General features: G+C 58.1%; 22 protein-coding genes, 1 tRNA gene and 1 pseudogene. 17 read left to right on the top strand and 7 right to left on the bottom strand.

Translation table 11 applies throughout. From position 1 onward, the window contains the following. The first annotated feature begins 61 nt into the window (after positions 1–61). The 4 genes and pseudogenes from sugE (at position 62) to GH656_RS16550 (ending at position 4,631) form a co-directional block, all read left to right on the top strand. Positions 62–382 carry a quaternary ammonium compound efflux SMR transporter SugE gene (gene sugE, locus GH656_RS16565; RefSeq protein ID WP_153077131.1) on the top strand — a complete coding sequence of 107 codons (321 nt, stop codon included), beginning with the start codon at positions 62–64 and terminating at the stop codon, positions 380–382. A 213-nt stretch (positions 383–595) separates the two neighbouring features. Beyond that, a pseudogene (locus GH656_RS16560) lies at positions 596–1,206 on the top strand (DUF4126 domain-containing protein). Between the two features lie 86 nt (positions 1,207–1,292). After that, on the top strand, positions 1,293–3,881 hold the full coding sequence (locus GH656_RS16555) for an ABC transporter permease (protein ID WP_153077379.1): 2,589 nt from the start codon (positions 1,293–1,295) through the stop codon (positions 3,879–3,881). Positions 3,882–4,001: 120 nt separating this feature from the next. Further along, positions 4,002–4,631 carry a DUF924 family protein gene (locus GH656_RS16550; RefSeq protein ID WP_153077130.1) on the top strand — a complete coding sequence of 210 codons (630 nt, stop codon included), beginning with the start codon at positions 4,002–4,004 and terminating at the stop codon, positions 4,629–4,631. A gap of 72 nt (positions 4,632–4,703) precedes the next feature. Here GH656_RS16550 and GH656_RS16545 read toward each other — a convergent pair whose 3' ends face one another. The 6 genes from GH656_RS16545 to GH656_RS16520 form a co-directional block, all read right to left on the bottom strand. Then, the gene (locus GH656_RS16545) at positions 4,704–5,288 is read right to left on the bottom strand and encodes an LOG family protein (RefSeq protein WP_153077129.1); all 585 of its coding nucleotides are present in this window, start codon (positions 5,286–5,288) and stop codon (positions 4,704–4,706) included. Continuing rightward, a complete protein-coding gene (locus GH656_RS16540; protein ID WP_153077128.1) occupies positions 5,285–6,016 on the bottom strand; it encodes a TetR/AcrR family transcriptional regulator in 732 nt (243 codons plus the stop codon). Before GH656_RS16540 ends, GH656_RS16545 begins: the two co-directional genes overlap by 4 nt. A 188-nt stretch (positions 6,017–6,204) precedes the next feature. Next, on the bottom strand, positions 6,205–6,702 hold the full coding sequence (locus GH656_RS16535; RefSeq protein WP_153077127.1) for an RDD family protein: 498 nt from the start codon (positions 6,700–6,702) through the stop codon (positions 6,205–6,207). Positions 6,703–6,708: 6 nt separating this feature from the next. Continuing rightward, a complete protein-coding gene (locus GH656_RS16530) occupies positions 6,709–7,431 on the bottom strand; it encodes a DUF3106 domain-containing protein (RefSeq protein WP_153077126.1) in 723 nt (240 codons plus the stop codon). 62 nt (positions 7,432–7,493) lie between these two features. Then, positions 7,494–7,910 carry a DUF3619 family protein gene (locus tag GH656_RS16525; RefSeq protein ID WP_153077125.1) on the bottom strand — a complete coding sequence of 139 codons (417 nt, stop codon included), beginning with the start codon at positions 7,908–7,910 and terminating at the stop codon, positions 7,494–7,496. Beyond that, on the bottom strand, positions 7,907–8,470 hold the full coding sequence (locus GH656_RS16520; protein ID WP_153077124.1) for an RNA polymerase sigma factor: 564 nt from the start codon (positions 8,468–8,470) through the stop codon (positions 7,907–7,909). The genes GH656_RS16525 and GH656_RS16520 overlap by 4 nt, the downstream gene beginning before the upstream one ends. Before the next feature lie 394 nt (positions 8,471–8,864). Between GH656_RS16520 and GH656_RS16515 the strand changes: the two genes are divergently transcribed. The 6 genes from GH656_RS16515 to GH656_RS16490 all read left to right on the top strand — a co-directional run bounded on the left by GH656_RS16515 (position 8,865) and on the right by GH656_RS16490 (position 15,915). Next, positions 8,865–10,658, top strand: a complete 1,794-nt coding sequence (locus GH656_RS16515) for an acetolactate synthase 3 catalytic subunit (RefSeq protein WP_153077123.1) — start codon at positions 8,865–8,867, stop codon at positions 10,656–10,658. A gap of 95 nt (positions 10,659–10,753) precedes the next feature. Then, positions 10,754–11,245, top strand: coding sequence for an acetolactate synthase small subunit (gene ilvN, locus GH656_RS16510; RefSeq protein ID WP_153077122.1), 492 nt, complete (start codon positions 10,754–10,756; stop codon positions 11,243–11,245). Between the two features lie 107 nt (positions 11,246–11,352). Next, positions 11,353–12,369 (top strand): ketol-acid reductoisomerase, encoded by a 1,017-nt coding sequence (gene ilvC / locus GH656_RS16505; RefSeq protein ID WP_153077121.1) that lies wholly within the window; start codon positions 11,353–11,355, stop codon positions 12,367–12,369. Between the two features lie 134 nt (positions 12,370–12,503). Then, complete coding sequence (locus GH656_RS16500; RefSeq protein ID WP_153077120.1) at positions 12,504–13,142, top strand: phosphatidylserine decarboxylase; 639 nt, start codon at positions 12,504–12,506, stop codon at positions 13,140–13,142. Positions 13,143–13,162: 20 nt separating this feature from the next. Beyond that, entirely contained in the window at positions 13,163–14,032 is an 870-nt protein-coding gene (pssA, locus tag GH656_RS16495; RefSeq protein ID WP_153077119.1) for a CDP-diacylglycerol--serine O-phosphatidyltransferase, read from the top strand. 335 nt (positions 14,033–14,367) lie between these two features. Beyond that, positions 14,368–15,915: a 2-isopropylmalate synthase gene (locus tag GH656_RS16490; RefSeq protein ID WP_153077118.1), complete on the top strand. Its 1,548-nt coding sequence runs from the start codon at positions 14,368–14,370 to the stop codon at positions 15,913–15,915. A 134-nt stretch (positions 15,916–16,049) separates the two neighbouring features. On the opposite strand, the gene GH656_RS16485 is transcribed toward GH656_RS16490, so the two are convergent. Then, positions 16,050–16,583, bottom strand: coding sequence for a hypothetical protein (locus GH656_RS16485; RefSeq protein WP_153077117.1), 534 nt, complete (start codon positions 16,581–16,583; stop codon positions 16,050–16,052). 177 nt (positions 16,584–16,760) lie between these two features. Between GH656_RS16485 and GH656_RS16480 the strand changes: the two genes are divergently transcribed. From GH656_RS16480 to GH656_RS16450, 7 genes are all read left to right on the top strand, one after another. Further along, positions 16,761–18,041, top strand: a complete 1,281-nt coding sequence (locus GH656_RS16480) for a branched-chain amino acid ABC transporter substrate-binding protein (protein WP_174769808.1) — start codon at positions 16,761–16,763, stop codon at positions 18,039–18,041. 117 nt (positions 18,042–18,158) lie between these two features. After that, on the top strand, positions 18,159–18,428 hold the full coding sequence (rpsO, locus tag GH656_RS16475; RefSeq protein ID WP_153077116.1) for a 30S ribosomal protein S15: 270 nt from the start codon (positions 18,159–18,161) through the stop codon (positions 18,426–18,428). A gap of 298 nt (positions 18,429–18,726) precedes the next feature. Next, the gene (gene pnp, locus GH656_RS16470) at positions 18,727–20,877 is read left to right on the top strand and encodes a polyribonucleotide nucleotidyltransferase (RefSeq protein WP_153077115.1); all 2,151 of its coding nucleotides are present in this window, start codon (positions 18,727–18,729) and stop codon (positions 20,875–20,877) included. 133 nt (positions 20,878–21,010) lie between these two features. Further along, positions 21,011–22,030, top strand: a complete 1,020-nt coding sequence (locus tag GH656_RS16465) for an NAD(P)H-quinone oxidoreductase (RefSeq protein WP_153077114.1) — start codon at positions 21,011–21,013, stop codon at positions 22,028–22,030. Positions 22,031–22,263: 233 nt separating this feature from the next. Continuing rightward, a complete protein-coding gene (gene tpiA / locus GH656_RS16460) occupies positions 22,264–23,040 on the top strand; it encodes a triose-phosphate isomerase (RefSeq protein WP_153077113.1) in 777 nt (258 codons plus the stop codon). Between the two features lie 83 nt (positions 23,041–23,123). After that, positions 23,124–23,489, top strand: a complete 366-nt coding sequence (gene secG / locus GH656_RS16455) for a preprotein translocase subunit SecG (RefSeq protein WP_153077112.1) — start codon at positions 23,124–23,126, stop codon at positions 23,487–23,489. 112 nt (positions 23,490–23,601) lie between these two features. After that, positions 23,602–23,686 (top strand) — tRNA-Leu (locus GH656_RS16450). The last annotated feature ends 68 nt before the right edge of the window (positions 23,687–23,754 follow it).

Here is a 23,754-nt window from a genome sequence, read left to right as displayed (position 1 = left end):
AGGACGACCTGGCGTTTTCATTTTTACGGGGACGACCCCATCTGACGCATGGAGTGCCCTCATGTCATGGCTTCTTCTGTTTATCGCTGGCCTGCTGGAAGTGGCGTGGGCCGTAGGTCTGAAAACCTCTGAAGGCTTTACCCGGTTGTGGCCCTCGGTATTCACGCTGGTCACCGCGCTTGGCAGCTTCGTGCTGCTGGCGATGGCGATGCGGCAATTGCCACTGGGCACGGCTTACGCGGTCTGGACAGGGATTGGCGCGGTCGGCGCGTTTATCTTCGGCATTGTTGTGATGGGCGAAGCACTGACTGTGGCACGTGTTGCCAGCGCCGCGCTGATCGTCATCGGGCTGATCGGGCTCAAGCTTTCCAGTGGGCATTAAACCGCTCATCAAGTGTGACAAACAGCGCTTCAAACCACGGCTGGCCTTCCGCCAGCCGTGTCTATAATGAAAACCGAATGCCGCCTGAAATAGCCCCGCGCCGTATCCGGCGCGGTTTCGCTTTGGTGCAACAGCGCAATGTCCCTGTTAGCCAAACGTTAGCCAAACCGCTTTAAGTGAGCCAAGCTCAACGCAGCGCGCCTGGAGGTGGTCATGCTCGAACCCATTTCTCTTGCAGCGGGTCTTTCCTGGGGCAGCGGTTTGCGTCTTTATCTGACGGTGCTGCTGGCAGGTATTTTCGAGCGCACAGGGTTGATTCATCTGCCCGAAACCTTGTCGGTGCTCGGTTCTCCCTGGGTGATCGGCGTGGCAGCGGTCCTAAGCCTCGCTGAATTTCTCGCCGACAAAATCCCCGCGTTCGATTCTTTCTGGGACGCAATTCATACGTTTATCCGCATTCCCGCTGGCGCGCTGCTGGCCGTGGGCGCGCTGGGTAATGCCGATCCGGCGCTGCTGACCATTGCCGCGCTGGCGGGCGGCACGCTCGCAGGCACCGCGCATCTGGCAAAAGCTGGAACACGGGCGCTGATCAATCTATCGCCTGAGCCGGTGTCGAACATCGTGACGTCGGCTACCGAAGACGGTTTAGTGTTCGGCGGGCTGTTGCTGGCGCTGTTTGTACCGATGTTGTTTCTGGTGTTGCTGGGGGCTTTTTGCTGCTGGCGGCGTGGGCTTTACCGCGTTTGTGGCGTCAGGTGCAGGGCGGCTTTCGCGGAATGGCGACCCATATGGTGTCGCGGCTGGTCAGGAGTAGGCACGATTGAGCGATTTGAACGATTTGCACGCTGCAAAACAGGTGTCCCGGGTATCCCGGTTTGGTGTGTCCGATCTGCTGCGGCAAGCCGCACGCATGACAGCGCGAGACTGGCGCGCAGGCGAATTAACCATGTTGCTGCTGGCGCTAGTGTTGGCCGTGGCGGCGCTATCCAGTGTGGGGTTTCTCGCTGACCGGCTGCGCCAGGGGCTTGAGCGCGATGCGCGGCAAATGATCGGCGCTGATTTCATCGTGCGGGCCGATCATCCGGTTCCCGCTGAATTTAGCGCGCAGGCCCAGGCGCTAGGGTTAAACACCGCGACCACTGCGATTTTCCCCAGCATGGTGCGGGCCTCGCTTCCGGCTGTGACGCGTGAACCGCAGCCAGCACAGAGGCTGGAGCACGCAGCGGTACCTTCTCCGATCACCTTCACGTCCGATGCGATCGCCGCAGCGCAACCGCAGCTGATTACCCGGTTGGCGGCGCTCAAGGCGGTGTCATCGGCGTATCCGCTGCGCGGCGCGCTGCGCGTGGCTACAGGTCCGAATCTCGCCGATCATCCCGCCAGCGGGATTCCCGCTCCGGGCACCGCCTGGGCCGATCCGGCCTTGCTCGATGCGTTGAAGCTGCGTGTTGGCGACACCGTGCAAGTCGGTCAGCGCAGCCTGGTGATTAGCGCGCTCATCACCCGCGAGCTCGACCGGGGCTTCGCCTTCGTCAATTTCTCGCCGCGCCTGATGCTGAACGCTGACGATTTGCCGTCGACGGGGCTCATCACCTACGGCAGCCGGGTCACTTACCGCTTGCTGGTGGCCGGTGCCGAGCCGCAGGTCGCCGCGTTTTCCGCCTGGGCCCATGCGCAGGTGGATGGCGGCAAGTTGCGCGGTGTGGTGCTGGAGTCGCTGCAGGACGGCCAGCCGCAAGTGCGTCAAACACTCGAGCGCGCCGGCCACTTTCTCACGCTGGTGGCGTTGCTCACGGCCTTGCTGGCGTCGGTGGCGATTGCGATGGCGGCTCATCGTTACATGCGTCGTCATCTGGATGGCTGCGCCGCGATGCGCTGTCTTGGCATCAGTCAGGTCACGTTACGTCTGCTGTTTACCCTCGAATTTCTCGCGCTTGGTGTGTTAGGCGGGCTGGCCGGTGTGGCGCTGGGTTTTGCCGGGCATCTGGCGCTGTTGCAATGGCTAGGAAGTCTGATTGATGTTGCCCTGCCGGCGCCACGGATCTGGCCCGCGCTGGAAGGCATGGCCACGGGCTTGGTGCTGTTGCTGGGTTTCGCGTTGCCGCCGTTGTTGCCACTGACCCGCGTCTCGCCGTTACGGGTGTTGCGCCGCGAATGGGGCGAAGCGGGGCGGACGGCCTGGTTTGCCTATGGGCTTGGCATCGTGTTGTTTGCCGCGTTGCTGGTGGTGGCGGCTGGCGAGCTCAAGCTGGGCGGTATCGTCGCGGGTGGCTTTGCCGCTGGGCTGTTGCTGTTCGCTGGCGTGGCACAACTGGCGTTGTGGCTTGCCGCGCGGCTGGTGCGTCATCCCCGGCTGCGTGCCGGCTTTGGCTGGCGCTATGCGCTGGCATCGCTGGAGCGGCGGCGTGGCACGAGCGCGCTGCAAATCACCGCGCTTGGCATTGGTTTGATGTGCCTGCTGCTGATTGCCATGACACGTAATGATTTGATCGCGGGCTGGCGTCAGTCCACGCCACCGGATGCCCCCAACCAGTTTTTGATTGATATCCAGCCGGATCAGCGCGAGTCGCTCACGCGTTATCTCGCGGGCCATGGCTTGGCAGATGTGGTGCTGGCACCGATGGTGCGGGCACGGCTGGTGGCGATCAATGGCCGCACGGTGAATCCAGACACCTACCAGACCGACCAGGCGCGCCGTCTGGTGGATCGGGAATTCAGCCTGTCGTATACAACCCACTTGCCAGACGGCAACCGGATTGTTGCGGGCACCTGGTTTGGCGTGAGCCCGCAGCCGCAGATTTCACTGGAGCAGGGGTTGGCGAAGACGCTGCAAGTCAAGTCTGGCGACCAGCTTCGCTTCGATGTGGCGGGGCAGATGCTGGAAGCACCCGTGACCAGCCTGCGCAAGCTCGACTGGGGCTCATTCAATGCCAACTTTTTTGTGCTGATGCCGCCGGCGGCGCTGGAGGCTTTTCCGGCGACCTTCATGACGGCGTTTCATTTGCCGCCTGAGCACCGCGCAGTGATGGACGGCTTGATCGACACCTACCCGAACCTCACTGCTATCGACACCGCACCTATCCTCGCGCAAGTTCAGCGCGTGCTGGGCCAGGTGATTGGCGCGGTGCAGTTTCTGTTTGCGTTCACGCTGGCGGCGGGAGTGCTGGTGTTGTATGCCGCGCTGGCGGGCAGCCGCGATGAGCGTATGCGTGAATCCGCGTTGTTGCGGGCGCTAGGCGCATCACATCGTCAGATACGGGCGGTACAGGCCGCTGAATTTATTGCGGTCGGCGCGCTGGCGGGGCTGCTGGCGGCGCTCGGAGCCCAGGCGATTGGCTGGGTGCTGGCCACGTATGTGTTTGATTTTCATCTGGGGTTCAACCCATGGCTGTTGCCAGTGGGGCTCGCCCTTGGCATCGGTTGCGCCGGGCTGGGGGGCTGGCTGAGCTTGCGCCATGTGTTGCAGCGCTCAGCGTGGCGTTCGTTACGCGATGCCTGAAGCGCCCTCTCAAGGCAGATGCGGCAACGGGGGGTAACTCAACCTGAAAGGAGTGAGGGATATGACGCAAGACGGGTTTTTGCTGCAGAACGTAGACGCTGGCTGGCACACGGAGGCGGCATGAGCGAAACATTCAACCAGGCAAATACTGGCGCGGCTAACGATGCGCTTGAGTCACAAGCCAAAGCGGTGCTGGATTTCTGGTTCGGCGCGCCAGAGTCGGCAACGTTTGGTCAAAGCCGCTCGATCTGGTTTGCCCACGATGAGGCGTTCGATGCGCTGCTGCGCGAGCGTTTTGGGGCGCTGCTTGAGGCCGGACGAGCGGGTGCGCTGGATCACTGGTGCGCCACGCCGTTAGGCGCGCTGGCGCTGGTTATCGTGCTGGACCAGTTTTCGCGTAATTGCCATCGCGGCACGCCGCTTGCGTTTGCCGCTGACCCCAAAGCGCTGCAGATCGCCCGCGACATCGTGGCTAGCGGTGCTGACCAGCGTTTGCCCACGGTGCATCACCGGGTGTTCGCCTATCTGCCGTTCGAACACGACGAAACCATGGCGAGCCAACGTGAAGCGCTACGGCTGTGCCAGCCGCTGGGCGCGGAGCCTGGCGGCGAAGGGTATTACGGCTACGCGGTGCGGCACGCGGAAATCATCGAGCGCTTCGGCCGTTTTCCTCATCGCAATGCATGGCTTGGCCGAGCCTCAACAGAGGCAGAAATCGCTTTTCTACGCGAGCCAGGCTCGTCATTCTGAAACGTTGAGCCGGGGCTTGATATGTGCAGCCCCGGCTTCTTTCCGGGACCTGCTTTACCTTCCCCTCCCACGTCACACCGCGCTGCGATGCGTGGACCATTTGTCGCTGGATGGCGGCGCGTAGCGTAGCAGCTTGCCGATGAGTGCCTGGGGGTCGTGATCGACTTGCAGGATGTCGAGATAGGTCTGCTGCATGAAACCTTCGCGCACGGTGTGCCGCAACATTTCCAGCAGGGGATCGTAATAGCCGTTGATGTTCAGCAGCGCGACAGGTTTCTGGTGATAGCCAAGCTGGGACCACGTGTACACCTCGAACAATTCTTCGAGTGTGCCCACACCACCTGGCATCGCTACGAAGGCATCCGACAGGTCGGCCATCAGCTTTTTGCGCTGATGCATGTCTGGCACGACTCGCAGCTCAGTTAGCCCGGTGTGGCCGACCTCCTTGCTGAGCAGGAGCTCGGGGATCACACCGGTGACACGTCCGCCGCGCGCCATGGCTTCGTCTGCCAGCACGCCCATCAGGCCCACTTTGCCGCCGCCATAGACCAGTTCGATACCTGCTTCAACCAGCGCCTGGCTGAAACTACGGGCTGCTGCGGCATATAGCGGACGCACCCCGGTGGCCGAGCCGCAATACACACAAACTGATTTCATGAGTGCGGTGCATTGTTGTCAGGAGCCGGCGTGGCACCTTCACGCGGCGTGCGGTAATCGTAGAACTCACGCCGCGGCAGCTTGCCTGATACCAGATCGTCGAATAACTCCCGCGAGCGGCCCCGCAAATAAGGTGCCATCAGCGAAATAATCTGCACGCTCACCTGATGCAGCTCTGAGCGAATGGTTTCCGGCTCGTTGTATTTACGCGGATTCATCACGAACTGATAGGACAGCCAGTAGGTAGCGATCACGCCGATATTGGTGGCCACCACACGGATCTCATCGGCCGTCGCCTCCATTTCGTGATCCGCGACTAGTTGCTCGCAGAACTCGCCAGCAAACCGCACCTTATGGCTGATGATTTGCTTGAAATGGGTTTCGAGTGTGCGGTTGCGCGCGAGCAGATCGTTCAGGTCGCGGTACAGAAAACGGTAGCGCCAGGTGAACTCCACCATGTACTGCAGGTAGGACCACATTTCATCAATCGTGGCGCGGCGTCCTTCGGGGAAGCACAGCCGCTTTTCAATCTCCTGCTCGAACTGGCTGAAGATGCTGTTGATGATGTCGTCTTTATTGCGGAAGTGGTAGTACAGATTGCCCGGGCTGATTTCCATTTCCTCGGCAATCGTCGTCGTGGTGACGTTCGGCTCGCCGATCTCATTGAATAGCTTCAGCGAGAGTTCGAGAATCCGTTCGCGGGTGCGGCGGGGAGGTTTGGCTTCCATGTCATCCGGTTCTGGTAGCGCGGGCTAAGTACACGGCAGGTTGCTGCGCGGGTCACCCGGAGCGGTGGGTTTTTTTGAGACGATCTTCTAATTATAAGCTGATGAAGACTGGGCTTTACCAGAAGCGCTTGAGGCAGCCGGTTTGAAAAGAGGATGCAGCAGGTGGGTGGCGTGCTGGCAGAGAGGGGTTAACGCGCTAGCAAAATGATGCGGGTGCGCGCCATCCGGTCATGCAGGAATTGCTTGTTTGGACCGATGCAGCCCGTGGCGGCCCAACTGAGGAACCACCCGGCGCTGACCGCCAGCGTTTGCGGCAAGGCCAGTCCGAGCAACGGGTGCAGCGCCAGCGGCGGTAACAACCAGAGCCACGCAAAGCCATAGCGCAGCATGGCGCGGCCGGTGGAAAGCGGGCTGCCATCGGCGCAGACCACACGCAGCCGCCAGGTTTTCATCGGCAGGGTTTGGCCACCGTGGCACCAGAACCAGACGAAATACAGTCCCACCACGAAGGCGATCCATCCAGCGAGCAGGTTGTGATGCACTAGGCCGTTGCGTTGCTGGGTGAGGATGCTGAACAGAAAGCCGGCGATAAAAACGACACCAAACAGGATCACGGCCTCGTAGAGCAGCGCGGCGAGCCGCCGGCGGACTGTCGGCACAGGAGCGGACGCTAAAAGCGTGGACATCGGCGCTTACGAGCGGTTAAAGAGCGATGCGGGGTCGAACGGCGGGCCTGGCGGTGTTTCGGCGTTGCCAGAAGCGGGAACGGCGGCTGCACCGGGCATGCTGCTGCCCAGCGGGCTTACTGCCGAAGCGCTTGCGGTGGTGCGATCGTGCTGATGGGTATTCACCAGACGGTCGATATCGTGAATTTCTGTTTTGCCGGTAGGCGGAGCGCTGACAATCGTCGGTTTGCGCTTGCGCTCCAGCGCGGCCAGCCGCTCTTTTTGTGCTTCGGGCAGTTCTTGATAGGCCTTCCACGCGTCCTGACGGGCGGCGCGAGGCAACTCTTTAGCAGCCTGGTAATTTTCCCGGGCCATGCGGCGCTGTTCGGGCGACATGCGAATCCATTCGTTCATCCGGGCATGCAGCCGTTTTTGCGCCTCCGGGTTCATTTTTGGATAGCGTGCCGCGATCTTCAGCCACTTGCGTTTGCGCTCGGCGCTGAAGCTGTCCCATTGCGTGGCGAACGGTGCCAGCGCGAGACGTTCGGCCTCGCTCAGGCGAGCCCAGGAAAGCGGGCTGGTGCCAGGCAAGCCGGGTAGCGCAGCCGCCAGCGAGGGCGTGCCCGGGGCTGAGGGCGTGGGTGCCACTGCGGGCGCGGCTGGATAAAAGCGGGGGAAGGTCGCAGCGAACGCCACGACGGCAGCTATTGCGCATCCGAAAACAACGGCAAGACCGCGCTTATAGCTCACCTGGCAAATTCCTTTGGTTTTGGTTGGTGCTGGGTATCGTGCTGAACGAGGTCTGACCCGGCTTAATTGCGGCGCGCCAGATAGGCGTTGAAGCCATGGTCAAGATAGGCCTTGAGCGGTAAATCATCGTTCAGCATCGCGGCATCGATATCGGCCACCTCGGAGGTATGCCGCAGGTCTTCCCAGTAGGCGATACCCGCCAGGCTGAGCAGGAGCGCGGCAAGTGGCCATACCAGCGCCAGGCGGCGTAACGGCGAAATGCGGTGACGAGGGGCATCGAGCAGCCCGCCTGTGCCAGCGAGCACCGGAGCGTATGACGGCGCGCGTAGTGCATCGGGTTTTTTTTGTGCCACGGCGAGGTGACGTGCTGCCGCAAGGCGGCTGAGCGTGGCGGGTGCGAGATTAGCGGCGCTTTCGTCAAGTGCGCGACGTAGCTGCCGGGTGAATTCAAGTTCGGTGGGTTCGGGAGTGGGGCTCATAGCGTGATTCCTTTGGCCTTGAGCGCGTGCGCTAGCGTGTGGGTGGCCCGCGAACAGTGTGTTTTGACACTGCCTTCGGAACAGCCCATCGCTGCGGCAGTCTCGGCGACGTCCATATCTTCCCAGTAACGCATGAGAAACGCCTCCCGTTGACGTGCCGGCAATTTTTGAATCTCGTCGTCGATCAAATGCAGTACTTGCTCGCGCTCGAGTTGCTGCTCGCTGCTTTCCGCACCTGGCGAACCGGCCTGGCTTTCGAAGGTTTCCAGCAGGTCGAATTCATCATCTTCGGTGTGACCGAATGACGAAAACAGGCTGACCCACGTATTGCGCACTTTCTGCCGACGAAAATAATCGTGTATCGCATTTTGCAAAATACGCTGAAATACCGGTGGTAACTCAGCGGCTGGCCGGTCCCCATATTTTTCGGCGAGTTTAATCATCGCGTCTTGCACGATATCGAGCGCGGCTTCGTTATCTCTGACGGTATAAACCGCCTGCTTGAACGCGCGCCTTTCGACGCCCGCCAGAAAATCAGCGAGTTCTTGGTCTGATGCCATCCAGTGGGGCGGCGCAGCGAGCGTGCGCGTAGTTAAGTCGTCAGTCAGTCGTAAACAAGGCAAAAGCGGTTTCGAAGCAGAAATTCGAAAAAACTGGCCCACAAAATCCCGAAACCGTAAAACGGTGGCGGATGCTAACAAATTTTTACGCCAACTGGTTATAGGCCAGACCAGGTGCTATCAATCAAATGCCAGTCTGTTGCAATGCGGAAAAATTTCTTGACCGTCTGGACTACAGCAGATATTGTCGTCGGTTCGCAACATAAGTGACTTGTCTCAATTGAGGTGCAGCCCAAGATGCTCGCCTTTCAACTGGACGCGCCGCTTGAATCTGGATCACGAGTCCGGTGGAGAGCACCCAATCAATTTTTTGCCGAAAATTCGAAAGGTAAAGATGAACACCCCTAGCGCGGAATTTTCCATGCCGGAAATAGATTCCCTCGATTTACCCAATTCTCCTCCCGCTTCCACTGAATCCTCGGATTCAATCGGCGCAACGGTGCTGATGAAAGCCCTTGCCGACGAAGAAGTCGAATTTGTCTGGGGCTATCCTGGCGGCTCGGTTCTGTATATTTACGACGAGCTGTACAAGCAGGACGTCTTTCAGCACATCCTCGTGCGTCATGAGCAGGCCGCGGTTCACGCCGCTGATGCCTACGCGCGCTCTACCGGCAAGGTGGGCGTCTGCCTCGTCACTTCCGGCCCTGGTGTGACCAACGCGGTAACGGGCATCGCCACGGCTTATATGGATTCGATCCCACTGGTTGTCATCAGCGGCCAGGTGCCGACTGCGGCGATTGGCCAGGATGCGTTTCAGGAGTGCGACACCGTTGGCATTACCCGCCCCTGCGTGAAACACAACTTCCTCGTGAAGGATGTGCGCGATCTGGCGGCTACCGTCAAAAAGGCGTTTTATATCGCCCGCACCGGCCGTCCTGGCCCGGTTCTGATTGATATCCCGAAAGACGTGTCCAAAACACCGTGTGAATACGAGCCACTGAAAAGCGTCTCGCTGCGTTCATACAATCCGGTGACCAAAGGCCATTCAGGGCAGATCCGCAAGGCGGTGGCGTTGCTGCTGTCGGCAAAGCGCCCCTATATCTACACGGGTGGCGGGATTATCCTGGCAAATGCGGCGCGTGAGCTGAACCAGTTTGCTGACCTGCTCGGTTATCCGGTAACCAATACGCTAATGGGCTTGGGCGGCTACCGCGCAAGCGACAAAAAATTCCTTGGCATGCTCGGCATGCATGGCACGTATGAAGCCAATATGGCGATGCAGCACTGCGACGTGCTGATTGCGATTGGCGCGCGTTTCGATGACCGTGTGATTGGCGATCCGGCTCACTTCGCATCGCGGCCGCGCAAGATTATTCATATTGATATCGACCCCTCGTCCATTTCCAAGCGCGTCAAAGTTGATATTCCGATTGTCGGCGACGTCAAGGAAGTACTGAAAGACCTGATCGAGCAGTTGCAAGGGGCGCAGTCTGGCCCGGATACGGCAGCGCTCGCGCAGTGGTGGCAAGAAATCGAAGTCTGGCGCGCGAAAGATTGCCTGAAGTACGACCGCGAGAGCGAGATCATCAAGCCGCAGCACGTCGTTGAAAAACTGTGGGAGCTCACTGGTGGCAACGCGTATGTGTGCTCGGACGTAGGTCAGCACCAGATGTGGGCCGCACAGTTTTACCGTTTTGACCAGCCGCGCCGCTGGATCAATTCAGGGGGGCTCGGAACCATGGGCTTTGGTCTGCCAGCGGCGATGGGCGTGAAGATGGCTCATCCAGACGACGACGTGGTCTGCATCACGGGCGAAGGCTCGATCCAGATGTGCATCCAGGAGCTTTCCACCTGCAAGCAGTACGACACGCCAGTCAAGATTATTTCGCTGAATAACCGCTATCTCGGCATGGTCCGGCAATGGCAGCAAATTGAATACAGCAAGCGCTATTCGCATTCATACATGGATGCCTTGCCTGATTTCGTGAAGCTGGCTGAAGCGTATGGCCACGTCGGAATACGCATCGAAAAAAGTGCGGATGTTGAGCCGGCGCTGAAAGAAGCGCTGCGTCTGAAAGACCGCACGGTGTTTCTCGACTTCCAGACCGATCCGACCGAAAACGTCTGGCCGATGGTTCAGGCCGGCAAGGGCATCACCGAGATGCTGCTCGGCTCGGAAGATCTATAGCGCGGTTTCTGGCTGCACGCACCGTGGCATGAGGTGCGCAGCAGCGAGGCCCGCATACATCTGCACATCGACATCTGGATTGGGATACGCGAAACATGAGACACATTATTTCCGTTCTGCTGGAAAACGAGCCGGGCGCGCTGTCGCGCGTCGTTGGGCTGTTTTCGGCACGCGGCTACAACATTGAAACCTTGACGGTGGCACCAACCGAAGATCATTCGTTGTCACGGATGACCATCGTGTCAATTGGCTCGGACGACGTGATCGAACAGATCACCAAACATTTGAACCGCCTGATTGAGGTGGTGAAAGTGGTTGATCTGACCGAAGGCGCTCACACCGAACGCGAGCTGATGCTGATTAAGGTCAGGGCAATTGGCAAAGAGCGTGAAGAGATGAAGCGCATGGCGGATATTTTCCGGGGCCGCATCATTGACGTCACCGAAAAGACCTACACGATTGAGCTAACAGGGGCTAGCAACAAGCTTGATGCGTTTATTGAAGGGCTTGAGGCCACCGCGATTCTTGAAACTGTCCGCACGGGCAGTTCAGGCATCGGGCGCGGCGAGCGCATTCTGAAGGTGTAAGGCAATGGCTGGCCGCAGTGGGTTGCCACTGTGGTCATGCTGTTGTCCAGCATGAACCCAGCATGATTTATTTGATTAAATTTCTTTAATTATCCGAAGGAGCGTACATGAAAGTTTTCTATGACAAGGACGCCGATCTCTCCCTCATCAAGGGCAAGCAGGTCACGATCATCGGTTATGGCTCGCAAGGTCATGCCCACGCCCTCAACCTGAAAGAAAGCGGCGTGAACGTCACGGTCGGCTTGCGCAAGGGCGGTGCTTCATGGAGCAAGGCTGAAAATGCTGGCCTGCCGGTCAAGGAAGTGGCTGAAGCAGTGAAGGGCGCGGACGTTGTGATGCTGCTGTTGCCTGACGAGCAGATCGCTGACGTTTACAAGAACGACGTCCATGCCAGCATCAAGCAAGGCGCAGCACTGGCTTTCGCTCATGGTTTCAACGTGCATTACGGCCAGGTGATCCCACGCGCGGATCTGGACGTCATCATGATCGCGCCGAAGGCCCCAGGCCACACCGTGCGCGGTACTTATGCGCAAGGTGGCGGCGTGCCGCACCTGATCGCGGTGGCGCAGGACAAATCGGGCGCAGCGCGTGATATCGCGTTGTCGTATGCCGCAGCAAACGGCGGTGGCCGCGCTGGCATCATCGAAACCAACTTCCGCGAAGAAACCGAAACCGACTTGTTCGGTGAGCAGGCCGTGTTGTGCGGCGGCACGGTTGACCTCATCAAGGCGGGTTTTGAAACTCTGGTGGAAGCCGGTTACGCCCCTGAAATGGCATATTTCGAGTGTCTGCACGAACTGAAGCTGATCGTCGACCTGATTTATGAAGGCGGTATCGCCAACATGAATTACTCGATTTCGAACAACGCTGAATACGGCGAATACGTGACGGGCCCGCGCATCATCACGGACGAAACCAAAAAAACGATGAAGAAGGTCCTGGAAGACATCCAGACAGGCGAATACGCGAAGAGCTTCATTCTCGAAAACCGTGCTGGCGCACCGACGCTGCAATCGCGCCGCCGCCTCACGTCTGAGCATCAGATTGAGCAGGTTGGTGCAAAACTGCGCGCAATGATGCCGTGGATTGCTAAAAACAAGCTGGTCGATCAATCAAAGAACTAACGCGTATTTGTCGTGGTGGCGTGCCCGCTGTGGCGTTATGCCACGCCGGGTAGACACAAGGAAGCCGTCCATGTGTGTTGAGCACTGGACGGCTTTTGTTATCCTACGGTTTTTTAAAAAGACTGAAACTATCCATGAATTATCCTCATCCGATTATCGCGCGCGAAGGCTGGCCGTTCATTGGTGTCGCAGCTGTTATCGCCTTGCTGGTTCATGCTGTTGCGGGGTTCGGCGTGGCATGGCTGTTCTGGTTGCTGCTCGCGTTCGTCGTTCAGTTTTTTCGTGATCCTCCGCGTCCGATTCCCACTCAGGCGAATGCCATCCTGAGCCCCGCTGACGGCCGCATCGTCGCCGTCGAAACTACCCACGATCCTTATGCCAACCGTGAAGCGCTCAAGATCAGCGTGTTCATGAACGTGTTCAATGTTCATTCGCAACGCTCACCGGTGGATGGCGCGATTTCGAAGATTGAGTATTTTCCGGGTGCGTATCTGAATGCAGCGGTTGATAAAGCCTCGCTCGAAAACGAACGCAATGCGGTTGTGATCGAAATGGCGGATGGCACTGTCGTAACTTCCGTGCAGATTGCTGGGCTGATCGCTCGCCGAATTCTTTGCTATGTGCGCTCGGGTGAACCGCTCACGCGCGGACAACGTTATGGCTTTATCCGTTTCGGTTCGCGTGTCGATGTGTATTTGCCGGTAGGCAGCCGTCCACGTGTGTCGATTGGCGAGAAGGTTTCCGCTTCGTCCACCATTCTTGCTGAACTGTAAAGCGGCACAAGGAGGTTTCGATGGCCGCACTTAAACCGCGTCGCCCGCGCAATAGCCATGCGCCGTTGCCCCGTTCTTTCCGGCGCAACAAACCAGCGGTGCAAGATCCTGGCGGAGAAAGCCGCCGCGCCGCGCGGCAGCAGATGTTGCGCAAGCGCGGGATTTATCTGTTGCCGAATGCCTTCACCACGGCGGCGTTGTTTTGCGGTTTTTTCGCTGTGGTCCAGGCGATGAATGTGCGTTTTGAAATTGCAGCCATCGCAATTTTTGTCGCCATGGTGCTGGACGGCATGGATGGCCGGGTGGCACGTATGACCAATACCCAAAGCGCGTTTGGTGAGCAGTTCGATAGCTTGTCGGACATGGTTTCGTTTGGTGTGGCACCTGCGCTTGTGATGTACGAGTGGATTTTGAAAGATCTTGGCCGCTGGGGCTGGCTGGCAGCGTTTGTTTACTGCTCGGGGGCTGCGCTACGGCTGGCGCGCTTCAATACGAACATCGGCGTGGTCGACAAACGTTTCTTTCAGGGCATGCCGAGCCCGGCTGCTGCTGCGCTGATTGCCGGTTTTGTCTGGCTCGCAACCGATAACCGGGTGCCACTGAAACTGGTCTGGTTGCCATGGGTGGCGTTTGCATTGACCATCTACGCGGGTGTCACGATGGTTTCAAACGCTCCGTTTTATAGCGGCAAGGCTCTGGATGTGCGGCATCGCGTGCCGTTCGCGGCGATTTTGCTGGTAGTGGTGGCGTTCGTGCTGGTGTCATCCGATCCTCCGCTGATGCTGTTTGGCCTGTTCGTGCTGTATGGTTTTTCGGGCTACGTTTTCTGGGCTTATCAGGCGGTGCGTGGACGGGCCAATCCGGCGCGCTCGGTGCAGCGGTTGTCCTGACGGCTGGTTCTGAGCGTCATGTCATTTTTTTGAAAGATTTATGTGGGCGCGGCATGTTGCGCGCTGCGCCCACAGGTGCATTTGCACTAATTGCACTAATTGCGCTAATGGTCGAATGTCGCTATAGTCGCCGGCATGTTTATTTTCACGTCCCCCTTCCTCCCCCTTCTCGCTCGTGCACCCCTATGCACGCTAGCGCTAGCGCACCTACTGCGCTAATCGTTTTCGCCCTCCGTCTGCCTCGTTCGTTTTGTGTGGCGTCGCCAGCGGTGGCGCAGACACCCGAATTCCGTTTTCCGATCCCCGCTATCTAATTAATCCCCAGGAGCCCTAAAATGGCCGACAACAAACTGATCATATTTGACACAACATTGCGTGACGGCGAGCAATCGCCTGGCGCATCCATGACAAAAGACGAAAAAATCCGGATCGCGCGACAGCTCGAACGGATGAAAGTCGATGTGATCGAAGCCGGTTTCGCGGCCAGCTCCAATGGCGATTTCGATGCGATTCACACGATTGCTTCGATCATTAAAGACAGTACGTTGTGCTCCCTCGCCCGCGCTAATGACAAAGACATCCAGCGCGCGGCTGACGCGTTGAAGCCCGCTGGCCAGTTCCGCATTCATACGTTTATTGCGACGTCCGCGCTGCATATGGAAAAGAAGTTGCGCATGTCGCCCGAGCAGGTGCTGGAACAGGCGAAGCTCGCCGTGCGGTTTGCCCGCAAATTTACCGACGATATTGAGTTCTCGCCAGAAGACGGCAGCCGCTCAGACATGGACTTTTTGTGCCGGGTGCTGGAGGGCGTAATCGCTGAAGGCGCGACCACCATCAACATCACCGATACGGTGGGCTATGGCGTGCCGGAGCTGTATGGCAACCTGGTGAAGACTTTGCGTGAACGTGTGCCGAATTCGCACAAGGCGGTGTTTTCGGTGCATTGCCATAACGACTTGGGCATGGCTGTGGCGAACTCGCTGGCTGGTGTGCAGATTGGCGGGGCGCGTCAGGTTGAGTGCACGATCAATGGCTTGGGTGAGCGCGCGGGCAATACCTCGCTTGAAGAAATCGTGATGGCGGTGAAAACTCGCCGTGATTATTTCGGCCTCGATATCGGGCTTGATACGACGCATATCGTGCCGGCTTCGAAGCTCGTGTCGCAAATCACGGGTTTTGTAGTGCAGCCTAACAAGGCAGTGGTCGGAGCTAATGCGTTTGCGCACGCGTCAGGGATTCACCAGGATGGCGTGCTGAAAGCGCGCGACACCTACGAAATTATGCGAGCCGAAGATGTCGGCTGGAGTGCGAACAAAATTGTGCTGGGCAAACTCTCGGGCCGCAATGCTTTCCGTCAGCGCTTGCAAGAGCTGGGCGTCGCGCTGGAAAGCGAAGGCGATCTCAATGCCGCATTTGCGCGCTTCAAGGAACTGGCTGATCGCAAGGCTGAAATTTTCGACGAAGACATTCTTTCAATCGTGTCGGAAGAATCAGCCGAAGCGCAGGAGCGGGAGCATTACAAGTTCGTCTCGCTGGCACAGCATTCTGAAACTGGCGAACTGCCGCACGCTCGCATGGTGTTTTCGGTCGAGGGCAAAGAGGTGACCGGCGAAGGGCGCGGCAATGGCCCGGTTGATGCCACTTTCAATGCGATTGAATCCGAAGTGGGCAGTGGCTCGGAATTGCTGCTGTATTCGGTGAATGCGATTACAACCGGCACTCAGGCACAGGGCGAAGTCACAGTGCGGCTGTCGAAGTGTGGGCGCATCGTGAACGGCATCGGCACCGACCCGGATATTATTGCGGCATCGGCCAAGGCTTATCTGTCTGCGTTGAACCGGTTGCATTCCCACGCGGAAAAATTAAATCCTCAGCGTTCCTGAGTTTTTTTGGAGATCGCGCCCAGTGTGATGGCACAGCATCGTGAGGTGCGCGTGTCAGCGAGTTGGGCCGAAATGCATGAAGCCCCATGTTCAGTTCAGAACATGGGGCTTCATGCATTAAGGGCGCAGCAGAATCAGAATAGCCCGCGAAGATCCGGGTCGTGCAAGGGGTCGGGGGTTTTTTGTGTGAGACGAAGAACACCTTGGTCATCGAAGTAGAAGCTGTACATCATGTACCAGATGTTGTCTTCGAGATAACGGTAGGTCCAGACTTCTCGCTTCATTAATGGGAAATACGAGGTTTCGACGGGGCGGCCAAAGTTGACCAGTACATCGTTGCGAGTCCATGTGCCGATTACCGCGCGATAAAACTCGTTGGGTTGCAGCACCTGGCGCACGTTCAGAATTTTGCCGGAAGCATCGACGTCGGCTGCGGTGGTGGTTTCGCCCATGGGCTGGGTGGGCCACATGAGACGTTTGCCGCCGTCGGGCAAATCGTAGGTTTCACGCGGCGAGCCAAGGGCGGAGACGATAGTGGACTGGTCCTGTCCCGGCTGGAATTTCTGCCAGGGCTGAGCGCAGCCTGCAAGGGCCAGGACGCTCACGCAGGCGAATGCTGCACGATGCGCAAAGACGCGTGAAAGCACGGACGAGAAGCGTGTCAGCATGAATTCCTCTGGTAGCGGTTGACGGTAGTGGGTACTTCGAAGCCGCGCTATTTTGACACGGCCAATCGAGAGCGATTGCATGTGCTGGTGGGAGTGGCGTTTGCGGATTCATGGCGGAGCCACTCGCGCTGGTCATCCGATATGATCCCGGTCTTGACGAATTCGGCAGGAGCCAGGATGACGATGAGATGGCGCTACGGAGTGATGGCCGCGGTAGTGGTGCTGTCCACGTTGTCCTTACGTGCGGCGCAGGCGGTTAGCGCAGTGCCTGGCAAGCCGATTCAGTTGGCGATGATTGAAGGGTTGTCGGGCCCGTTTGCCAATGCCGGTAACGCGATGCAACGCAGCCTGCGTTTTGGTATCGAGCGCGTGAATGCTCGCGGCGGTGTGAAGCTGGCGGATGGCGTGCATCCCCTTGAACTGGTGACGCTGGACAGCAAAGGCAGCGCGGAGGAAGCGCTGGTGCAACTCCGGGCCGCCGCCGACCGGCATATTGGCTTCATCTTGCAGGGCAATAGCTCGGCTGTTGCGATGGCGCTGCTGGGTGCCATTGACCGGCAAAACGCCCGCGAACCCGCCCGGCGCATGCTGTTTCTGAATTATTCAGCGGCAGATCCGGCACTGACAAACGATATGTGCAGTTTCTGGCATTTCCGTTTTGACGCGCATGCCGGAATGCGCACGGATGCGCTGGCAGATGTGATTCAGCGCGACCAGTCGATCAAACGGGTTTATCTACTGAACCAGGCCTATAGTTTTGGCCGCGATGTTAGTACGCTCACGCGCACTGCGCTGGCAAGCCACCGGCCTGATATTGCGATTGTGGGTGATGAGTTTCATCCGGTCGGCCGGGTCAAGGATTTCACGCCTTATATTGCGAAGATCCGCGCGAGTGGCGCAGATGCGGTAGTTACGGGCAACTGGGGCAGCGATCTGACTCTTCTGGTCAAGGCAGCGCGGGAACAGGGTTTGACTGCCCGCTTCTACACTTTTTATGGAAATAGCCTTGGTGCGCCAGCGGCATTAGGTGATGCGGGCGTGAAACGTGTGCTCGCGGTCGCTGAATGGCATCCGAATGTTGACGGCAAGGCATCGGCGGCGTGGTATGGGGCTTTTCGCCAGCGCTTTCCTGCTGCCTCAGATGATTACCCGGTGCTGCGGCTTGATGTGCTGGTGCAGATGCTGGCCACCGCGCTGGAACGGGCGGGTAGTGCCCAGCCTGAAGCCGTAGCCCGGGCGCTGGAAGGTATGAAGTTTGATAACGGCTTTCATGTCTCCTGGATGCGCGCTAGCGATCACCAATTGATGCAACCCCTTTATGTGATGGAGATGGACCGGCGCGGCACGCCTAGCGTGCGTTTTGATAATGAAGGGTCGGGTTACGGCTTTCGTACGGTTCTGGCGCTTACTGCAGAGCAAAGCGCGCTGCCTACTACCTGCCGCATGAAACGCCCTTGAACCGATGCGCCTTCCGGGCGTGGCAGCCAGCCTGGGCTGTGCTACAATCGCGCCTTGTTGTAATCCACGGCACGGCCTTTCTTCCGTGACCGCCTGTCTAGTTTTAAAGGAACGTATATGTCAGCTGTTGAAACCAAAAAATCTGACGTTGTTGCGCAATTTGCTCGCGCAGCTAACGACACCGGATCTCCCGAAGTACAGGTCGCGTTGCTCACGACCCGTATCAACGAACTCACCGTCCACTTCAAAGCTCACACGAAAGATCACCATAGCCGCCGCGGCCTGCTGCGCATGGTGAGCCGTCGTCGCAAGCTGCTCGACTATCTGAAGGGTAAGGACGCTGATCGTTATCGCGCACTGATCGAGAAGTTGGGTCTGCGTAAGTAACCGGACCGTTTTATAACAAGATGCCTGTGTCAGTATTAACTGATGCAGGCATTTTGTTTTTAAACAGCGTGCGTCGCATGATGTGCGCTGCTCATTGCCCGTCAGGCGTGTTGGCTTGAAGGCGGGTCACTAGAATAAAACCGGTCGTCAGGGCAGAGGCTTGTGTCATTCCAGCGGTTCGTGTGTGTTTCGCGCGCTTCTCTGGAATGGCATAACACTCCTCTCCCCATGTCGAACCGGTCATGGCGTTGCCGCGCCGCTTGTGGTTAGTGCGGCATAACGAAAACTAGGAGTGACAATGTCAATGTTCAACAAGGTCGTTAAAGAATTTAAATGGGGGCAGCAAACTGTTCGTCTCGAAACGGGTGAAATCGCCCGTCAGGCAAGTGGTGCTGTGCTGGTTGATATCGACGGCACCGTGGTGCTGGCGACCGTGGTTGGCGCGCGGACCGCGAAGCCGGGTCAGGATTTTTTCCCCCTGACAGTCGATTACCTCGAGAAAACCTATTCGGCTGGCAAGATTCCTGGTGGTTTTTTTCGCCGTGAAGGCCGCCCTTCGGAAGGTGAAACGCTTACCTCCCGTCTGATTGATCGTCCGTTGCGTCCGCTGTTTCCTGAAGGCTTCTATAACGAAGTTCAGGTGGTGATTCACGTGATGTCGATCAACCCGGAAGTGCCGGCTGACATCCCTGCGCTGATCGGCGCGTCTGCGGCACTCGCAGTTTCTGGCTTGCCGTTCAATGGCCCGGTTGGCGCCGCGCGCGTGGCCTATATCAATAACGAGTACGTGCTGAACCCGACACGGGCGCAGATCAAGACATCACGTCTTGATCTCGTGGTGGCTGGAACAGAGCGTGCGGTGCTGATGGTCGAATCAGAAGCCGACCAACTGCCGGAAGACGTGATGCTGGGCGCGGTGGTGTTCGGTCATGAGCAGATGCAAACGGCGATTGATGCAATTCATGAGCTGGTCCGCGAAGGCGGCAAGCCGGAGTGGGACTGGCAGCCTGCAGCGAAAAACGAAGTATTGATTTCGCGTGTGAGCGCCCTGGCTGAAGCGGATCTGCTTGCTGCCTATCAAATGCGCGACAAGCAGGCTCGTTCAGCGAAGCTGAAAGAAGTTTATGCCGCAACGTCGGCGCGGCTTGAAGAAGAAGCGGCCGCTGCGGGCACAGCGGCGGCTGATAAAGCCACTGTTGGCAATGTGTTGTTCGATATCGAAGCCCGGATCGTGCGCAGCCAGATCCTGAGCGGTGAGCCGCGTATTGACGGACGTGATACCCGCACGGTGCGTCCAATTGAAATTCGCACAGGCGTGTTGCCGCGTACTCATGGCTCAGTGCTTTTCACCCGCGGTGAAACGCAAGCGCTGGTAGTGGCCACACTCGGAACGCGTGGCGATGAGCAAATCATCGATGCGCTGGAAGGTGAGTACCGCGACCGCTTCATGCTGCACTACAACATGCCGCCGTTCGCCACAGGAGAAACAGGCCGCGTGGGTTCGCCCAAGCGCCGGGAAATCGGCCATGGCCGCCTTGCCAAGCGCTCGTTGCTGCCGTGCTTGCCTAGTGCGGAAGAATTTGGTTACTCGATTCGCGTCGTGTCGGAAATTACCGAGTCGAACGGTTCGTCATCTATGGCTTCCGTATGCGGTGGCTGTCTTGCATTGATGGATGCCGGCGTGCCGATGAAGGCTCACGTTGCAGGCATCGCAATGGGGTTGATTCTCGAGGGCAACAAATTTGCGGTGCTGACCGATATTCTTGGCGACGAAGATCACCTTGGCGACATGGATTTCAAGGTGGCGGGTACGGCTGCTGGCGTGACCGCGCTGCAAATGGACATCAAGATCCAGGGCATCACGAAGGAAATCATGCAAGTCGCACTGGCGCAGGCGAAAGAAGGCCGCATGCATATTCTGGAGAAGATGACTTCGGCGGTGGCTGGCGCGAATACGCAGTTGTCGGAATTCGCTCCACGCATGATTACCGTGAAGATCAATCCGGAGAAAATCCGTGACGTGATCGGCAAGGGTGGCTCAGTGATTCGCGCATTGACTGAAGAAACTGGCACGACGATTGATATTTCAGAAGATGGTCTGGTGACGATTGCCAGCACCAGCAGCGAAGGCATGGCCGAAGCCAAGCGCCGTATCGAAGCCATTACGATGGATGTCGAAGTGGGCAAGGTTTATGAAGGAACCGTGCTTAAGCTGCTGGATTTCGGTGCGATCGTGAATATCTTGCCGGGCAAGGATGGCCTGTTGCACATCTCCGAAATCGCTAACGAGCGCATCAAGGATCTGAATGACTATTTGAAGGAAGGCCAGCGGGTCAAGGTCAAGGTTATTCAGACGGATGAGAAGGGTCGTGTCCGTTTGTCAGCGAAAGCGCTGATCAACGACGCTGCTGCCGGTATTGCACCAGCCGAACCAGCGCCGCAACAGTAATATCGTGGTAGCAGACGGCCGTCCGCATGATTTGCGTGACGGCCGTTTTTCATGGTGAATCGAGATTTATGCATAAGCATTGGTCCGCGTCGGGCCTGTGCGAACCCGGAGGGCAAGACGGATGAACTCGTTGATGAAAGTGATTGAAATTACCGAGTTTGGTGCGCCGGATGTATTGCAACTGGCCGAACGTCCAGTGCCAATGCCTAAAGCGGGCGAAGTATTAATCAAGGTGACCGCATCAGGGGTCAACCGTCCGGATGTATTTCAGCGCAAGGGCGCTTATGCGCCGCCGCCGGGGGCATCTGATCTGCCGGGGCTGGAAGTTGCCGGTGAAATCGTCGGTGGCGCAATAGAAGCAGAAGCGCCGAATCCATTCGGCCTAAAGATTGGAGATCGCGTTTGTGCGTTGCTCACAGGTGGCGGCTATGCGGAGTACGCGGTGGCACCGCTAGCACAGTGCTTGCCCGTGCCGGAAGGCTTGAGCGCGATTGAAGCGGCATCGCTGCCGGAGACCTTTTTTACTGTTTGGAGCAATGTGTTCGACCGAGCCCAACTGGGCGCGGGGGAAGGCGGTGCGAACGAGGTTCTGCTGGTGCAGGGAGGGTCAAGTGGCATTGGCGTGACGGCTATCCAGATTGCTCGGGCACTGGGTTTCCGGGTGTTTGCTACGGCGGGATCTGATGATAAGTGCCGTGCGTGCGAGCAATTGGGGGCTGAGCGCGGGATTAACTATAGAACCGAAGATTTTGTCGAAGTGGTCAAGACGCTGACGAATGGCCGTGGTGTCGATGTGATTCTGGATATGGTGGCAGGCAGTTATGTGCCGCGTGAATTGACGGCATTGGCTGACGGAGGCCGCCTGGTGCTGATCGCGCTACTCGGTGGCGCGAAGGCGGAATTGAATCTGAACGAGATTTTGCGTCGTCGTTTGACGGTGACGGGGTCCACGCTGCGTCCTCGTCCGGTAGCGTTCAAAGCCAGTATCGCCGCGCAACTGAAGGCGCGGGTGTGGCCGTGTCTGGAAGATGGGCGGATCAAGCCGGTGGTGCACCGCGTGTTCCCGGCGGCACAGGCGGCTGATGCGCATGCATTAATGGAAAGCAGCACGCATGTCGGCAAGATTGTTTTGGCCTGGGGCGATCCAGTTTGACCCAGTTGGGTTGTCCGCAGTAAAATTGCGCGTTTTGCGCGGTCTCCTTGGCCCAAATCAGTGGGCGTGGCTGGAGACACGGGAAGAATGTAGGCGATCAGGTCGACGCGCTTAGGTGTGTAACAACTCCATGCCAAAAATCTGAAGCAGCTTGGGTTGGCTTTGGGTGGCGGGATGAAGTCTACGGCGAATGAATTCCGGTTTTTGCCAAGCCGTCATGACAAGATAAAGCGATGTCGAAACAACGATTAAGACTGGTGGTTGGCAACTGGAAAATGCATGGACGGCTTGCCGGCAATGCAACTTTTCTGGAAGCGGTGGCGCGAGGTGCGGCCGCATTGCCGGGTTCGGTGCAGGTTGGCTTGTGTGTGCCATGTCCCTATCTTGCGCAGGTGCAGTCGCTGCTGGAAGGCAGCCGCGTGGAGTGGGGAGTTCAAGATATTTCGGCTCACGTGCAGGGCGCTTATACGGGCGAAGTTGCTGCTGAAATGGCCGTTGAATTCGGTTCTTCGTTTGCCATTGTTGGTCATTCTGAGCGTCGTGCCTATCACCGGGAAAGCGTGGCGTTAGTCGCGCTTAAGACTGAACGGGCGCTGGCGGCAGGTTTGACGCCGATTGTTTGCGTCGGAGAAACGCTGGAAGAACGCGATGCGGGCCTGACTCAGCAAATTGTTGGCTCGCAACTGGGCGAAGTGTTGGCAAAGCTCTCCGTCGAGGCGGCCGCCCGGATTGTGGTCGCATATGAGCCTGTTTGGGCGATTGGTACTGGCAAGAGTGCAACGGCTGGTCAGGCGCAGGAAGTTCATGCGTTTTTGCGCAAGCTTTTGGCCGAAAAAGGCGCGCTCGTTGCGAATGTGCCTTTGCTGTATGGCGGAAGTGTGAAGCCGGAAAATGCGCGTGAGTTGTTCCTTCAAGCGGATATCGACGGTGGCTTGATTGGCGGTGCTTCATTGAAAGAGCAGGAATTCCTGGCGATTTGCAAGGCAGCCGACATCTCGGGTGTTGAGTAGCAAGCAAGTCGCCCGGGCAAAAATGGCCCATTGCGTGTGCGCATCGTGCGCTGCACGGTTAAATATAGATTCAGGTGAGTGCGATGCTGTATTTGAAAACATTGATTATTGTGATTCAGTTGCTGTCGGCATTTGGCGTGATTGGCCTGGTGCTGTTGCAGCATGGCAAGGGTGCAGATATGGGCGCGGCCTTCGGCAGCGGCGCATCCGGTAGCCTGTTTGGTGCCACTGGGTCCACTAACTTCTTGTCGCGTACCACGGCAGTCCTCGCTGCCGTGTTTTTTGTCACGACGCTGGCGCTGACTTATCTTGGTGCGTATCGGGCCAAGCCTTCTGCTGGCATTCTGGGTGAAGTTGCAACTGCGCCGGTTGTGGCCGCTTCAGTGCCGGCTGGCGCATCGGTGCCGCTGGCGGCCTCAGCTTCATCAGGGCAGGATGTGCCGAAGTAAATTTTTGTTTTAAACACTTTTGTGCATTGAATAACCTATTTTTCCGGGTTATAATCTGAGGCTTGGAGTGATTCGCAGGGTGTAGTGTTTGTTTCCCCCGCATGCAAACAGTGCCGACGTGGTGAAATTGGTAGACACGCTATCTTGAGGGGGTAGTGGCGAAAGCTGTGCGAGTTCGAGTCTCGCCGTCGGCACCAATATTATTTATATGCCAGCCGCTTGCTTTGCTTCGGCTGGCATTTTTACTTGTGCTCTACGCCTTGCC

The organism is Paraburkholderia bonniea (assembly GCF_009455625.1).
Lineage (GTDB): Bacteria > Pseudomonadota > Gammaproteobacteria > Burkholderiales > Burkholderiaceae > Paraburkholderia > Paraburkholderia bonniea.
Note: the sequence above shows the minus strand (reverse complement) of the source record. Positions and strands in the feature narration are given on the sequence as shown.